12 protein-coding genes are annotated in these 14,039 nt (G+C 61.5%); 8 read left to right on the top strand and 4 right to left on the bottom strand.

Features of this window, described 5'->3' with window-relative positions:
* Nucleotides 1-17: 17 nt before the first annotated feature.
* The gene (gene rlmN, locus M2103_RS00450) at nucleotides 18-1,082 is read right to left on the bottom strand and encodes a 23S rRNA (adenine(2503)-C(2))-methyltransferase RlmN (protein WP_277508028.1); all 1,065 of its coding nucleotides are present in this window, start codon (nucleotides 1,080-1,082) and stop codon (nucleotides 18-20) included.
* A gap of 141 nt (nucleotides 1,083-1,223) precedes the next feature.
* On the opposite strand from rlmN, the gene M2103_RS00445 reads away from it, so the two are divergent.
* The gene (locus tag M2103_RS00445) at nucleotides 1,224-2,798 is read left to right on the top strand and encodes a hypothetical protein (protein WP_277508027.1); all 1,575 of its coding nucleotides are present in this window, start codon (nucleotides 1,224-1,226) and stop codon (nucleotides 2,796-2,798) included.
* A gap of 42 nt (nucleotides 2,799-2,840) precedes the next feature.
* Here M2103_RS00445 and M2103_RS00440 read toward each other — a convergent pair whose 3' ends face one another.
* Both M2103_RS00440 and M2103_RS00435 read right to left on the bottom strand, forming a co-directional pair.
* Nucleotides 2,841-3,263: a hypothetical protein gene (locus M2103_RS00440; protein WP_277508026.1), complete on the bottom strand. Its 423-nt coding sequence runs from the start codon at nucleotides 3,261-3,263 to the stop codon at nucleotides 2,841-2,843.
* Nucleotides 3,264-3,387: 124 nt separating this feature from the next.
* Complete coding sequence (locus tag M2103_RS00435) at nucleotides 3,388-4,440, bottom strand: sugar phosphate isomerase/epimerase (protein ID WP_277508025.1); 1,053 nt, start codon at nucleotides 4,438-4,440, stop codon at nucleotides 3,388-3,390.
* A 216-nt stretch (nucleotides 4,441-4,656) separates the two neighbouring features.
* On the opposite strand from M2103_RS00435, the gene M2103_RS00430 reads away from it, so the two are divergent.
* Nucleotides 4,657-5,250, top strand: coding sequence for a LemA family protein (locus M2103_RS00430; protein WP_277508024.1), 594 nt, complete (start codon nucleotides 4,657-4,659; stop codon nucleotides 5,248-5,250).
* 143 nt (nucleotides 5,251-5,393) lie between these two features.
* A complete protein-coding gene (locus tag M2103_RS00425; RefSeq protein ID WP_277508023.1) occupies nucleotides 5,394-6,746 on the top strand; it encodes a folylpolyglutamate synthase/dihydrofolate synthase family protein in 1,353 nt (450 codons plus the stop codon).
* 85 nt (nucleotides 6,747-6,831) lie between these two features.
* Here the strand turns inward: M2103_RS00425 and ribF are convergent, their stop codons facing one another.
* Entirely contained in the window at nucleotides 6,832-7,773 is a 942-nt protein-coding gene (ribF, locus tag M2103_RS00420; protein ID WP_277508022.1) for a riboflavin biosynthesis protein RibF, read from the bottom strand.
* A 142-nt stretch (nucleotides 7,774-7,915) separates the two neighbouring features.
* Between ribF and M2103_RS00415 the strand changes: the two genes are divergently transcribed.
* The 5 genes from M2103_RS00415 to M2103_RS00395 all read left to right on the top strand — a co-directional run bounded on the left by M2103_RS00415 (nucleotide 7,916) and on the right by M2103_RS00395 (nucleotide 14,003).
* Nucleotides 7,916-8,866, top strand: coding sequence for a hypothetical protein (locus tag M2103_RS00415; RefSeq protein WP_277508020.1), 951 nt, complete (start codon nucleotides 7,916-7,918; stop codon nucleotides 8,864-8,866).
* 77 nt (nucleotides 8,867-8,943) lie between these two features.
* Nucleotides 8,944-10,350, top strand: coding sequence for a TolC family protein (locus M2103_RS00410; RefSeq protein ID WP_277508019.1), 1,407 nt, complete (start codon nucleotides 8,944-8,946; stop codon nucleotides 10,348-10,350).
* A gap of 23 nt (nucleotides 10,351-10,373) precedes the next feature.
* Complete coding sequence (locus tag M2103_RS00405; protein WP_277508017.1) at nucleotides 10,374-11,399, top strand: efflux RND transporter periplasmic adaptor subunit; 1,026 nt, start codon at nucleotides 10,374-10,376, stop codon at nucleotides 11,397-11,399.
* Between the two features lie 31 nt (nucleotides 11,400-11,430).
* Nucleotides 11,431-11,577, top strand: coding sequence for a hypothetical protein (locus M2103_RS00400; protein WP_277508015.1), 147 nt, complete (start codon nucleotides 11,431-11,433; stop codon nucleotides 11,575-11,577).
* Nucleotides 11,574-14,003, top strand: a complete 2,430-nt coding sequence (locus tag M2103_RS00395) for an ABC transporter permease (protein ID WP_277508014.1) — start codon at nucleotides 11,574-11,576, stop codon at nucleotides 14,001-14,003. Before M2103_RS00400 ends, M2103_RS00395 begins: the two co-directional genes overlap by 4 nt.
* Nucleotides 14,004-14,039 lie beyond the last annotated feature (36 nt).

Genomic DNA, 14,039 nt, shown 5'->3' with positions numbered 1-14,039 from the left:
GGGCGCAAGGCGCCCCCCTACGACATTGCCGCCAACTGGCCGCAACCGGCGGCGATGTCGATGCCGCGGCGCTGGCGAATCGTGCTCGGCAGATTGTAGGCGGCGAGCACGGCTTGGAATTTTTTCGCGGCGCTGGTGTGCCCGGGCGCGCCGTCGTAGGCGGCGGTGGGGTTGAGCGGGATCAAGTTTACTTGCGCCTGGATTCCGGTGAGGAGGCGTCCGACGGCGTGGGCGTGGTCTTCGGTGTCGTTTTTGCCGTCGATGAGCGTCCACTCGAAAAAGATGCGGCGGTTGAGTTTTTCCGCGTAGTAGCGGCAGGCGTCGATCAACTGGTCGAGCGGCCAGCGTTTGGCGGCGGGGACGAGTTTGCGGCGCTCGGCTTGCGTGGCGGCGTGCAACGAGACGGCGAGGTGGATCGGGCTGGCCTCGTTGGCCATGCGCATGATGCCGGGAACGACGCCGACTGTGCTCAGCGTGATGCGGCGCGCGCCGAGCGCGAGGCCGCTGCCGTCGCGCATGATTTCGCAGGCGCGCATGACGGCGTCGTAGTTGTGGAGCGGCTCGCCCATGCCCATGAGCACGACGTTGCGGAGGCGCTCTCCCTGCGCCTTGAGGATGCGCCGCACATGGAGCGCCTGCGCGACGATTTCGGATGCGGCGAGGTGCCGGGAAAATCCCATTTGCCCGGTGGCGCAAAACACGCAGCCCATCGCGCAGCCGGCCTGCGAGCTGATGCAGGCGGTGACGCGCCCGGTGAAACGCATGAGGACGGTTTCGATTTTTTTGCCGTCGGCGAGTGAGAGGAGGTATTTGCGCGTGAAGCCGTCGGTGCTGCGCGCCTCGTGCGCGACGGGCGGAATGGTGAGCGCGGTTTCGGCCTGGAGGCGTTCCATGAGGCGCGCGGGGATGTCGGGCATGGCGTCGGAATCGAGCGCGCCGGCGGCCTCGTAGTAGAGATAGTTCCAAAGGCGCGCGGCATGCACCGGCGAAAAATCCCACGAGGTTATGAGCGCGCGCAATTCATCACGGGTGAGACCGTGGAGGTCGGTCGGGCTGGCGTGTGGTGATGCGGGCTGCTGCATGGACCGGCATTACGACAGATGAGCGCGCGGGCGGGAAGGCGAAAAGGGTGGCGCGGGCTGGCGGTCCGCGCCATGTTACGCGGGTCTTGCCTCGTTTCGTTTTGAGGGTTTCCTCCCTGTTCAAATCTCATCCCCTCAAAAATGAAAACAATCGCCTCCCCTCGGTTCCGCCTTCTGTTGCTCGCGTTTTTTGTCTTCGAAGCGGGTATTCACGCCGCCGATTTGAACAAGGTCGTTTATTACAGCGAATATGGCGCCGCGGGCGATGGTGTGACCGATGATTTTGACGCAATCATCCGGACCCATGCCGCGGCCAATGAAAAAGGACTGCGGGTTCGCGCCGACGCGGGCGCATCCTACTATATCGGCGCGGCGAGCAAGACCGCCACAATACAGACCGACACCGACTGGGGCGATGCCAGGTTCATTATCGACGACTCGAAAGTGAGCGTCGAAAACCGCGGCAAAAATGTGTTCAACATATCCTCCAAGCTTTCCCCGGTGAAAATAACATCCGTGAAAACGCTGCGGAGGAACCAGGCCAGTCTCGGCGTCACGCTTCCGCATGCCGCGTTTGTGGTGGTGACCGACAGCACGACCAAGCGCTATATTCGCATGGGTTTGAATAAAAACAACGGCTCCGCCCAGACCGATGTCTTTGTCGTTGATAAAAACGGCAACATGGACGGGGCAACGCCCGTAATATGGGACTATAATAATATTACTTCCATGACGGCCTGGCCCATCGACTCCGGGACATTGACTGTTCGCGGAGGGCATTTCACAACCATCGCCAACCAGGCCGAGTCGCGTTATACATACTATGCCCGGGGCGTGGGAATCTCGCGCTCCAATGTGGTTGTCGATGGCGTGACTCATGTTGTCACGGGCGAGCTTGATCATGGCGCGCCGTATAACGGATTTATCACGATAGTGGGTTGCAGCGGCGTGACGGTGAAAAATTGCAGGCTTTCGGGGCATAAAACCTACACCACAATCGGACGCGCGAACGCGCCGGTTTCGATGGGTTCATACGATATTATTGTCAACAAGGCCGCCAATGTGACTTTCAAGGATTGCAGGCAGTTAAACGATATACACGACAGAAAGATATGGGGAATCTTCGGCTCGAATTACTCGAAAAACATTACGTTTGATAATGTTGTGTTTTCGCGCTTCGACGCGCACATGGGCGTGGCAAACGCGACCATAAAAAATTCCGTTCTCGGGCACCAGGGCATCAATCTCATAGGAAGCGGCGTGTTTCTTGTGGAGAACACCAGGGTGCATGGCGCGAGTTTTATAAATTTGCGCCGCGATTACGGGAGCACCTGGGAGGGAGAAATAATAATACGCAACTGCGAATACATCCCGCGCAACGGCGCCCGGTCTGACGCCGTGCTTATAAACGGTAGTAACTCGGGACGGCATGATTTCGGCTACGCATGTTACATGCCGGAGAAGGTGACGATTGACGGTCTTGTGATAGACGATGGCAACCCGGTGGAGAATTACCAGGGGCCCAAAATTTTCGCCCCCTTCAACGCCGATTATAAAAATGCTGATTATCTTGAAAAATATCCCTATGCGATAACCAGGGAGGTTAATATACGGGGGCTGAGAATAAAAAGCGGGAAACCGTATATAATAAGCAACAACCGCTTTCTGTTCCGCAATGTCAGCGTAACGGAGGCTGAGCAAGCGGCCGGTTTATAATTGTGGGGGCGCACCTTGCGTGCGCCCCCACATGGGACGTTCTTACTTTTTGGCTGTTGCGAGGGCGTTGCTCAGCGCTTCGATGAACGCCCATTCGCCGTCGCTGCGCTTGCCGTCGGCGTCGGCGAGTTTGCGGCAGAGCCGAAGCAATGTGTCGCTGGATTTTTCCGAGCCCATGCGCCTCACGATGGAGAGAATGAACTCCATTCGGGTTTCCATGCTTTCCAGCGCCTGCCGCGCGGCGGCGATGGAGCGCGGTTCGTAGGTCGAGAAGGGGTGGTTGGGATCCCAGTCGAGGGTTTCGTTCCAGTCGGCGATGACCTTGGTTTCCGCAAGCGCGATGCTTGAGTCGGCATACATGCAATAGTGCAGCGCATCGACAATGGCCTCGCGCTCGGGTTGCATGAGACCGTCACTCGCGGTTTTGTCTTTTTGGAAGATGAGTTTTTGGAGGATGGAGGACATGATGTTTTTTGAGGTATGATCTTCACCACGGAGCGCGCGGAGGACGCGGAGTTAGGAGGAGTTTTTTCGAGGAAACTCTCCTGGGTTTCCCCCCGTGTTTTTCCGGGCCTCCGTAGTGAACAGGTTACTTGTTCGCAAACGCGGCGTCGAAGGCGACGGTGCTGGACGGGAAGTCGATCTTGCGGACAAAGGCCGCCGCCTCCGTGCCGCCGTGGACGCGGTCCATGCGCGAATCCTCCCACTCGACGGAGAGCGGGCCGCGGTAGCCGATGTCGTTGAGCGCGACGATGACTTCCTCGAAGTTGATGTCGCCGTGGCCGGGCGAGCGGAAGTCCCAGTAGCGGCGCGGATCGCCGAAGTCGGTGTGTCCGCCGAAGACGCCCGCGGTGCCGTCGCCGTGGCCCCACCAGGCGTCCTTGATGTGCGCGTGGTAAATGCGGCTGGCGAAGGTGCGGATAAACTTCACGTAGTCCACGCCCTGATAACCGAGGTGCGAGGGATCGTAATTGAAACCGAAGCGGCGGTGGCCCTTCACGGCGTCGATGGCGCGGCTGGCGCTGACAATGTCGAAGGCGATTTCGGTGGGATGAACCTCAAGGGCGAAGTTCACATCGACCTTGTCAAAGGCGTCGAGGATGGGGAGCCAGCGCTTGGCGAACTCGGCGTATCCTTTTTCCCAATACGCCTGCGAGGTCGGCGGAAACGCGTAGATGGAATGCCAGATCGGCGAGCCGGTGAAGCCGTTGACGACCGCGGGGAATTTTGCGGAGTAGGTGCGCCCGACGCTGTCGTTTTTCGGGCGTGCGTCGAAGAACGCGCGCGCGGCCCTGGCGGTGGTGATCATTTTTTTCGCGGCGCGCTTGCGCACGCCCTCGGGATCGCCGTCGCCCCAGACATCGGGCGCGACGACCTCGCGGTGGCGGTCGTCGATGCGGTCGCACACGGCCTGGCCGTTGAGGTGGTTCGAGATGGCGACGCAGGTGAGCCCGTGGTCGAGGAGCATGGCCCAGCGGTCGCGCAGATACGTCTTGCTGGAGACGGCTTTCTCGACATCGAAGTGGTCGCCCCAGCAGGCGAGTTCGAGGCCGTCGTAGCCCATTTTGTGCGCGAGGGGCGCGAGTTTTTCGAGCGGGAGATCGGCCCATTGGCCGGTGAACAACGTGACTAATCGTGACATGTTTTTCTGGAGTTCGGGTTGTTGTTTGGGTTTGTTGAGGGAAAGAGGGAGTTTGCCCGCGAAGTGAACACGCGGTCGCGGTTTGCGGCAATTAAAATACATGCAACGGCGCCGGGACGTGTTGCCAAAATGGAAAGGAGGCGCATTATTCCATTTCATTTCCCGGGCATTGTGCTGTAAGTTCCCCGCAGTTTTCAACCTTTCAAAACCATTACCATGAGCATCGCACTAATCGTATCGCTAATCGTCCTCGTCCTGATCGTCCTTTTTGTCATCGGCATTTACAACAAGCTCGTCGGGCTTAGGAACCGCTTCAAAAACGCCTTCGCGCAAATCGACGTGCAACTGCAGCGCCGCTACGACCTGATCCCTAATCTTGTCGAGACGGCCAAGGCCTACATGAAGCACGAGCGCGAGACGCTCGAGGCCGTGATCGCCGCGCGCAACACCGCCTACGCCGCGTCGAAGGCCGCCGCCGCGAATCCCGCCGACACCGGCGCGATGAAGTCGCTGCTCGGCGCCGAGTCCGGCCTCGGCAGCGCGCTCTCGCGCCTGATGGTTGTCGCCGAGCAGTATCCCGACCTGAAGGCCAACCAAAACATGATGCAGCTCAGCGAGGAACTGACCTCGACCGAAAACAAAGTGTCGTTCGCGCGCCAGGCCTACAACGACTCGGTGATGACCTACAACACCCAGCGCGAAGTTTTCCCGTCGGTGATTTTCGCGGGCATGTTCGGCTTCGGCCCCGCGGAATTGTTCCAGGTCGAAAGCGCGCAGGTGAAGCAGGCTCCGAAGGTTTCTTTTAACTGAAGACCTCGATTGGTTGCTCAAATGGCACGGGCGATTTCGTCCGTGCTTTTTTTGTGCGCATCAGCCGCGCATGCGCATGGTTGCCCGATTTCTCAATTTGCACGCGCGGACAATTTGTTCATGTTACGTTTCTTTTCGACAACATGAGCACTGTTTCCACATCCGCCGGCAGCGACGTTTTCACGGATTACGCGCGCGTGCAGGATTATCTTTTCAGTCTGAAGGCGCGCGGCGTGAAATTTGGGATCGATCGCATGCAGTCGTGGATCAGCGCGCTGGGGCATCCCGAGCGGGCCGTGCCGGTCATCCACATCGCGGGCACGAACGGCAAGGGCTCAACGGCGGCGATGCTCGACGCGATTTTTCGCGAGGCGGGCTGGCGCGCGGGGCTCTACACATCGCCGCATCTCGTGCTGCTCGGCGAGCGCGTGCAGGTGAATCGCGAGCGGCTCAACGAGCGGGAAATCCTCGACTACACAAACGAGCTGCGCCCGATTGCCGCGGCGGTTTCGCGAGAAAACCCCGACGACCACCCGAGCTTTTTCGAGTTCATGACGGCGATGGCGTTCATGCAGTTCGCGCGGAAAAAATGCGACGCGAGCATCGTCGAGGTCGGCATGGGCGGGCGGTTTGACGCGACCAATGTCGTCGTGCCCGAAGTGTCGGTGATCACGACAATAAGCCTGGACCATTGCGAGTTTCTCGGTGATGAGATCGAAAAAATCGCGTTTGAAAAAGCCGGTATCATCAAGCCCGGAAAACCTGTTGTGATCGGACATTTGCCCGGGGCGGCGGCAGCGGTCGTGCGTCGTGTCGCGAACGAACTCGGTTCCCCCGTATATTCGATTGAGGAGGAGTTTGGCGCGGACATCGGCAGCCCCGATTATCCGCGCACGAACCTCGAAGGCGATTACCAGCGCTGGAACGCCGCCACGGCGGCGCTCGCGGCCCGCGTGCTGATGAAAGCATCGGACTCGCGCTGGCGGTTGACCGGCGATGTGATCGCGCGCGGCTTGCAACGCGTCGACTGGCCGGGACGCTGGCAGCGCATCACGGTTGGCGGGCAGCCGTTGATTCTCGATGCGTCGCACAATCCCGAGGGCGCGCAAACGCTCGACGAAAACCTCGCGCGCCTGCGCGCCGAACTCGGCGGGGGCGAGGCGGGCAAACCGGTCATCGTGACGGGCGCGCTGGGCGCGTTGCGCGCGCGGGCGTTGCTGGAAGTCGAGGCGAGGCACGCGCGCGAGTTGCACCTGGTCGTGCCGCATCAAGCGCGCGCGTGTTCGTTCGAGGAGTTGGAGGCGCAGGTGCCGCGCGATTTCAAGGGGAGGATTTATCACGCGACAGTCGAGGAGTTGTTTCCCGCGCCGGATCGTTGCGCGATTTCGGATTCGCATGCCCCCGTGGTCGTGTCGGGTTCGATTTACCTGATCGGCGAAATCTTCGCCCGCCTGCAGAAAGGCGTGGAAGCCGAGGGCCGCTTGCAGGATTTTTGAGGCCAAAAAAGTTTGGGGCGCAAATAAAGGCGAAACAGACGCATGTCGCGAATGCATGTCGATTCGCGTCCATTTGCGGTTCAGTTCATGCCAAATCAAAAAACGCCTCCGCCTCGGCGCGGTCTTTGGCGATTTGCGCGGTCAATTCGTTCACATTTGCGAATTTCATTTCGGGGCGGATGAAACGCAGCCAGTCAATGCGGACTTGGTCGCCGCCTGTGAACGGGCACGGGCCGAGCAGGTGCGCCTCAACGCGGGGCTGGGTGCTGTTTTCGACCGTGGGGCGCAGGCCGTAGTTGGCGACGGCGCGGTATTTCCCCGACGCTTTTTCGCCGGAAACCTCCACGGCATACACGCCGAAGCGCGGGCGGAGCCCGGGTTCCCAGGGAATGTTGAGCGTCGGGTAACCGAGGTCGCGCCCGAGCGCCTTGCCCGGCATGACAACGCCCTCGGCAAAATAACTGTAGCCGAGCATGATGTTCGCCGCCTCGATTTCACCGTCTTCGAGGCAGGCGCGTATGCGGGTGCTGCTGATCGGCTCGCCGTTTTCGTTGACGCGCGACACGCTCATCACCGTGAGGCCGCGTGGTTTTGTCGCGGCAACAAGCATCGTCATGTCGCCGCGGCGGGCGCGGCCGAAACGCCAGTTCTCGCCGACGTAGATCGTGTTGAGGCGCGGCAGGTGCCTCAGCAGGAGCGGAATGAAGTCCTCCGCCTCGACTTGCGCGAACCCGGGTGTGAATTGTTGCGTGGCGACAAAGTCGACTCCCGTTTCGGCGAGCAGGCGCGCCTTGGTGCCGGGGTTGCAGATCAGGCGCGTGGGATTGTCGGGGCGCAGCAGCACGGTGGGGTGGGGGGCGAAGGTGAGCACGCCGGCCAGTCCGCCGCTGCGCCGCGCGGATTGGATCGCCATGTCGATCACCGCGCGGTGCCCGAGGTGTATGCCGTCGAACATGCCGATCGCGAGATGAAGCGGCTTCGCGGGCAGGCGGATATTCTCGATGTTTTGAAATTGGGCGACGGGCATGTGTGGCGTTCAATAGAGGCGCGATTGGGGCGGCGTTCCAGTTTTAATTTTCTGGAAAAACGGCGTCGCGACATCCAGCGTCGCGACACAGGTTTTTTCGGCGGGCAACTTTTGCCTGTTTTTCGCGTCTTATTTTTTCATCGTGAACTCCAATATTAAAAACGCAGCGATTGTTATCCTTGCACTCACCACGATTGGCGCCGGTGTTTTTGCCTGGCGGCAATACCAGCGCGCCAACGCGCTCGACACCCAGGTCGCCGCGCTCAACAAGGCCGCCGAGGAGCGCGCCGGGCGCGGCCAGCGCCGGGCGTCCGGTGAGCGGCGCCAGCAAAATTCCGAGGCCGGACAGGCTCCCGTCGCCGATGACGAACAGCGCGCCGAGCGCGAGGAGCGCAGGGAAAACATGCGCGCGGTGTGGGAGTCTCCCGAGGCCGTGAAGGTGAGGACGGCGGAGCAGCGGCGCCGGCTCGACGCGCGTTATGCCGGTCTCTTCAAAAAGCTCAACCTGTCGCCCGACCAAATCGAGAGGGTGAAGGATCTGCTTGTTGAAAAACAAAACGCCGGGCGCGACGTGATGTCGGTGGCTCGCGAGCAGGGTCTTGACGCGCGCGCGAATCGCGGCGAGATCCGGCAGCTCATTCAGCAGACCGGCGCCGAGATTGACGCGAACATCGCCTCGGTGCTCGGCGCGGATAAATTCGCGCAATACCAAACCTACGAGCAGACGGGCAGCCAGCGCGCCGTGGTCGGCACGATCGAGCAACAACTCAGCTACACCAGCGACGCGCTCACACAATCGCAGAGCGAACAGCTTGTCAGTTTGCTGGCGGCAAACACACCCGCGTCTTCCGACAGCGGCGGCCCCGGCGGACCTCCGTGGGGAGGCGGCCCCATGATGATGGGCGGCGGTTATGGCGGCGTGGAAATCACCGACCAGGTCGTCATCGAGGCGCAGCGTTTTTTAAGCGCGGCGCAAGTCGAGGCGTTGCGCCAGTTGCAATCCGAGCAGAACGACCAGAAACAATTGCGCGAACTCATGATGAGCGCCGGGGGTGGCGAGGGGCGTATGATGCGCGGCCGCCGCGGTCGCTGATGCCGCCGACTGGCAACTGCGGGTTGCCATAATACGTTTGCTCAAAACCGCCAGGGTTCGCCAGTCTGTGCGCGACCATGAAACTCGCACGCAGGCATTTCCAGTTTCGTAGTTTTTTTTGCGTGGTGGCGTTTGTTTGCATTGCGGCAAACGCGTTCGCCCGGCAGCCGGGCACGCCGCTCGCTTTCGACGATGCGCGCGCCCTGCTCATCACAAGCGCCCCCTCGCTCAAGGCGGCGCAGGCCCGTTTCGCCGGCAAAAGGGACACCACTGATTCGCTCAAGGGGCTTAACTATCCCGAGGTCGGCCTTGAGCTGCGCTATTTCCGATACGAGCATACAATCAACAACAAACAGGCCGACATCGACTCGCTTTCGGTGAACGGCAACCCGGTCCCGCTCTCGGCGCTCGGGCTGGGTTCATATGAGGCGCGGCTTTCGCAAACCGCGCTCCAGCCGCTTGCCACCGCGTCATGGGTGCTTTACTCGGGAGGCGAAATCACGGCGGCCAAACGCGCGGCGAGCGCGGCCGCCGAGCAAGCCGGCGCGCAACTCGACGCGGTGCGCGAGGCGCTCGATCTCGAACTCGTGCGGGCCTACTTTGGCCAGCAACTCGCGTCGCGCGTGCTCGTGCTGCGCAAGGAGCTCCTTGAGGGGATGCGCGAGCACCTCGACAACGCCATCAAGCTCGAAAAGGGCGGGCTCGTCACCAAGGCGCAGCGTCTGCAGGCGCAGGTTGCCTGCGATGCCGCGCAGCGCGGTTGCGACGTCGCGGAGCACTCGGTCAAAAACGCGCGCATCGGATTGTCCGCGATCCTGCACTCGAACGAGCCGTTCGAGCCGACCACTCAGCTCTTTGTCATAAAACAGCCAATCGCATCGCTCGCCACGTTTGTTGTCGGCGCGCGCGAGCGCAATCCGCGGGTGCGCGCCATCGAATCGCTCAAACGCGCCGCCGAGCAGGGCGTGAAGGCCGAGCGCGCCCGCTGGATGCCCAAGGTGCTCGCGTTTGGCAGCTACAATTTTGACAAGGACAGCGAGACACTCGTCGACACCGACTGGATGGCGGGCATCGGCGTGCGCTGGTCGGTGTTTGACAGGATCGACCGGCGAAAAAGTTACAGCGCCGCGAAGCAGACCGTCGCCGAGGCCGCCGAGTCCGCCGAGCACGCGCGCATGCTGGCCGACGCCGGCGCGCGCCAGGCCTACGACGGGCTCGCCAGCGCGCTGCGCCAGTTCGAGTTGCTCGAAAGCAACCTCGAGTCGGCCCGCGAAAACCTGCGAGTTCAGGAAGTTTCGTTCAAGGAAGGGCAGGGCATTTCGACTGATGTCACCAACGCGCGCATCGCGCTCACCAACGTGCTCGTCGAGCGCGCCGTCGCCGCCTACCAGTTCGACCTCGAGCTCGCCAAGCTCCTCCACGCAAGCGGCCAGATGGATCAGTTCTCCGCCTACATGCGCCAGGCCGATGTGATTATTCCGTAACGTCCAAGGATAAATATTTTGCCATGACTCAAAAAGCCTCAGCAAAACCCTCCCGCCACAAAGTGCTCGCCGTGATCCTGCTTCTCGGCATCGCGGCCATACTTGCCGTCGGTATTTGGCTCTCGTCGAGACCGATTCCCGGGCAGATACAGGGCATGATCGACACCGACGAAATCCGTGTCGCGGCCAAGGCGCCCGGTCGCCTCGAAACCGTGCTCGCCGCCGAGGGCGACAGCGTTCGCGCGGGGCAAATCCTGTTCACGCTTTCCAATGCCGAGCTCGACGCAAAGCTGCGCGAGGTAAGCGCGCTCGAAACTTCGGTGAAGGCGCTTCAGGCGAAGGCGGAAAAGGGCGCGCAGGACGAGGACATCGCCTCGGCCAGGGCCGTCTGGCAGGCGCACCAGGCCGCCGCGGATGTGGCGGCCAAAACCGCGGAACGGTTGAAACGATTGTTTTCCGAGGGCGTGATCTCGGAGCAGAAGCGCGACGAGGCCGTGGCAAACGCGGCCGCGACCGCCGAGTCCGCGGAGGCCGCGCGCAAGCAATACGAAAAGGCGCTCGCTGGCACGCGCGTTGAGGACAAGGCGGCGGTCGATGCGCAAGTCGCGCAGGCCGGCGCCGCGGTTGCCGCGGTGAAATCGCTGGAGGAGGAATTGAAAACGCTCGCGCCGATCGACGGGCAGATCACGAGGCGTTACGCGAATGTCGGCGAAATCGTGCCGCCGGGATTTCCCGTGTTTTCGATGATCAACCCCGACGACTTGTGGGTGTCGTTTAATGTGCGCGAGAATCAATTCTCTGGAATGGAGATCGGCAAAGTCGTGGAGGGCTCCGTGCCCGCGCTCGACGGAAAGCGCATGCAATTCAAGGTGTGTTTCATCAGCCCGCAGGGTTCGTTTGCGACGTGGCGCGCCGTGCGCCAGTCGGAGGGATATGATGTGAAGACTTTTGAGATTCGCGCGCGGCCGGTGAGCGTTGCGGATTCCGAAAAGGGAAAACTGAGGCCGGGCATGAGCGTGCTGTTCGACTGGCCGCAAGGCGGGCGCTGACGCGATAAAAATGGCGAATTATTAATTGCGAATGATGTTCGATGAACACGGCGGTTTTTCTTTGGGGTGCGGCGGCAGAGGCCGCCGCCCGCCGCCGCCGCTTTTGAATGCCAATAAAGTTCGCAAACCATTCAACGCGGTGTCGTCGCTTCGTTTTGCCACCGCACTCCAAAAATGATCTCCGCATTCCTCAATTCCATCGCCCGCGAGTTGCGTTTTCTTAGGGGGGACAAGTGGAATCTTTCACTGGTCACTTGGGTGCCGGTGGTGGCGATTGTCTGGTTCGGGCTTGTGTTTTCGGGAAGTTCGCCGCGCCAGCTGCCGGTGCTCGTCGCGGACGCGGACCAGTCGGCGACGAGCCGGCAGCTTGTGCGTTTGTTGCAGGCTTCGCCGGTTGCGGGCGTGGTGCGCGTCAGCGATAATTTCGAGGATATTCGCGAGGCGGTGCGCAAGCGCGAGGCTTACGCGGCGGTGTTTATTCCCGCGGGGGCGGAGCGGGATGTCGCGCGCGGCGAGCAGGCTCACATCTACTCGTATTACAACACGCTTTATTACTCGTCGGCGAACCTCATCCAGCGAGACCTGGCGTCGGCGGTTTCCCAGTTGAACACGAACTTGTCGGCGGCGCGCGCGGGCGGGGTGACGAATCGCGCGGTCGATGGCGCGCAGGCGTTTGGCGCGCCGCTTTCCGTGCAGGTCGCGTTTTTATACAACGCGGCGAACAGCTATGAATTGGCTCTGGGCGGAAGCCTGATCCCCGTGATTTTGCTCGTGATCATGGGCAACGCGCTGATGGTTTCGCTGGTCGGGGACTTGGGGCCGGAGCGGCGCGCGGCGTGGGTGGCGGACGCGGGCGGAAGCATGGTTTTCGCGATTGTCTGCAAGGTGATTTTTTACGCGCTGGTGTTTACCGTGATCGGGACGCTGGGCGTGTTGTGGATGCGCTGGCGCGGCTGGCCGGTGAACGGAAGCATGGGCGTGATTGTCGCGGCACAGATGCTGTTGTTTCTTGGGAACGGCGCGGTGTGCGTGCTGATTGCCGGGGTCGCGCGCAAGAACCTGCTCTTTGCGTTGAGTGCGATCAACTTTTACACGGGCGGCGGCATTTCGTTTGGCGACATCCTTTTCCCGGTCAACACATCGCCATGGTATACCAGGTTGATCAGCGAGATCATGCCCTACACGACCTACATGCAGGTGCAGACGCAGCAGATGCAAATGGGCTCGCCGCCGGGTGATTCGCTTTGGTTTTTGTGCAAGCTCGGGCTGTTCGCGATGATCGTGTTGCTGGCGGGGTTGCTGGCGTTGCGCGTGTCGCTTGCGTTTGGCGACCGGAAGCGCGCGCGCGGCGACGCGGATTTGCCTTCGGCGGACAATAAAAACAATATTGCGCGCGGCGGATTTTTGCGGGGCGCGCGGATTGTCGCGCAGGCGATCAAGGCCGAGTTCAGCGTTGCCGTGCTGCTGTTTGTCGCGACGGTTTTGTATACATTTTATTATCCCGCCGCCTACGTGGAGCAGGTTTCGTCGCGCTTGCCGGTGGCCGTGGTGGATTTGGACAACAGCGCGCAAAGCCGGAAACTGCTGCGAAAAGTCATGGCGCTGAAAGCCGCTGAGGTGGCGGCGTGGCCGGCGTCCTTTGAGGACGCGCGAAGGCTGGTCGAGCGTCGCGAGGTGGACGGCATTTTGTTGATCGACGAAAACTTCGGGCGCGACGCGCTTTCGGGGCGGACGGGACGACTGTCGATTTACGGCAACAATGCGTTCATCGTTCGCTGCTCGGTGCTGCTCAACGCGCTTGGCGAGGCCGCGCAGGACGCGGCGCTGGATATTGCGGAGCCGCAACTGTTGCAGGCGGGCATCGGGGCGGACGCGGCGGCGGCGCGCATGCTGCCCGCGCGCATCGTGCCGAGGCCGCTTTTTAACACGCGCGAGGGTTATGGAAGTTTTGCCGTGCCCGCCGTCGCGCAACTGGTCGTGCACCAGGCGACGATTTTTGGCATTCTCATGATCTTTGGCTGGCGCAGGCAGCGCGCGGCGGAGGCGGGTGTCCGCGTGCCCGCGATGCACTGGGGCGAGTTTTGGGGAATGTTCGGAACCTTGTTTCTCATCGCCCTGATGAACGCGATGTGGGTGAACGGCTACTGCCTGTGGCTGCATGATTACCCGCGCGCCGCCAATGTCGGCGGGATGTTTGTCCACATGGTGGCGTATGTGTTTGCCATTGTCGCGGTGGCGTTTTTGGCGGGGGGATTTGTGGATCGCACCGAGCGGGCGTTGCAGTTTTTCACGTTCACCTCGATGCCGGTGTTTTTTGCGATGGGCGTGTCGTGGCCGCCCGAGGCGATGCCGGCGTCGGTGCGCGCGGTGTGCCAGCTTGTTCCGGCGATGCCGGGTGTCGCGGCATTCGCCAAGCTCGGGCAAATGGGCGCGCCGCTGTCCGAGGCGCGCGGCGAAATCCTGCACCTGATGGTGATCGCGGTGGCGTGCGTCGCGCTCGCATGGATGCGCCTGGGGCGCGACGGGTCGGCGGCGAAAAGCGGGGGCGCGTGTAGTCCGGAGCGTCCGCTTTTCCCAAAAAACAAAGCGTTTCCGCGCCAATAAGCGTTCTTGATGTTCGCCGTGCGACGTGTAATTTAG

This window comes from Ereboglobus sp. PH5-5 (assembly GCF_029504805.1).
In the GTDB taxonomy this organism is placed as follows: Bacteria; Verrucomicrobiota; Verrucomicrobiia; order Opitutales; family Opitutaceae; genus Ereboglobus.
This window is presented reverse-complemented; position numbering and strand designations above follow the sequence as displayed.

Bases quoted from the DNA above. Each gene is read 5' to 3' on its own strand.
- rlmN (WP_277508028.1), bottom strand. From the start codon at position 1,082: ATGCAGCAGCCCGCATCACCACACGCCAGCCCGACCGACCTCCACGGT.
- M2103_RS00445 (WP_277508027.1), top strand. From the start codon at position 1,224: ATGAAAACAATCGCCTCCCCTCGGTTCCGCCTTCTGTTGCTCGCGTTT.
- M2103_RS00440 (WP_277508026.1), bottom strand. From the start codon at position 3,263: ATGTCCTCCATCCTCCAAAAACTCATCTTCCAAAAAGACAAAACCGCG.
- M2103_RS00435 (WP_277508025.1), bottom strand. From the start codon at position 4,440: ATGTCACGATTAGTCACGTTGTTCACCGGCCAATGGGCCGATCTCCCG.
- M2103_RS00430 (WP_277508024.1), top strand. From the start codon at position 4,657: ATGAGCATCGCACTAATCGTATCGCTAATCGTCCTCGTCCTGATCGTC.
- M2103_RS00425 (WP_277508023.1), top strand. From the start codon at position 5,394: ATGAGCACTGTTTCCACATCCGCCGGCAGCGACGTTTTCACGGATTAC.
- ribF (WP_277508022.1), bottom strand. From the start codon at position 7,773: ATGCCCGTCGCCCAATTTCAAAACATCGAGAATATCCGCCTGCCCGCG.
- M2103_RS00410 (WP_277508019.1), top strand. From the start codon at position 8,944: ATGAAACTCGCACGCAGGCATTTCCAGTTTCGTAGTTTTTTTTGCGTG.
- M2103_RS00405 (WP_277508017.1), top strand. From the start codon at position 10,374: ATGACTCAAAAAGCCTCAGCAAAACCCTCCCGCCACAAAGTGCTCGCC.
- M2103_RS00400 (WP_277508015.1), top strand. From the start codon at position 11,431: ATGATGTTCGATGAACACGGCGGTTTTTCTTTGGGGTGCGGCGGCAGA.
- M2103_RS00395 (WP_277508014.1), top strand. From the start codon at position 11,574: ATGATCTCCGCATTCCTCAATTCCATCGCCCGCGAGTTGCGTTTTCTT.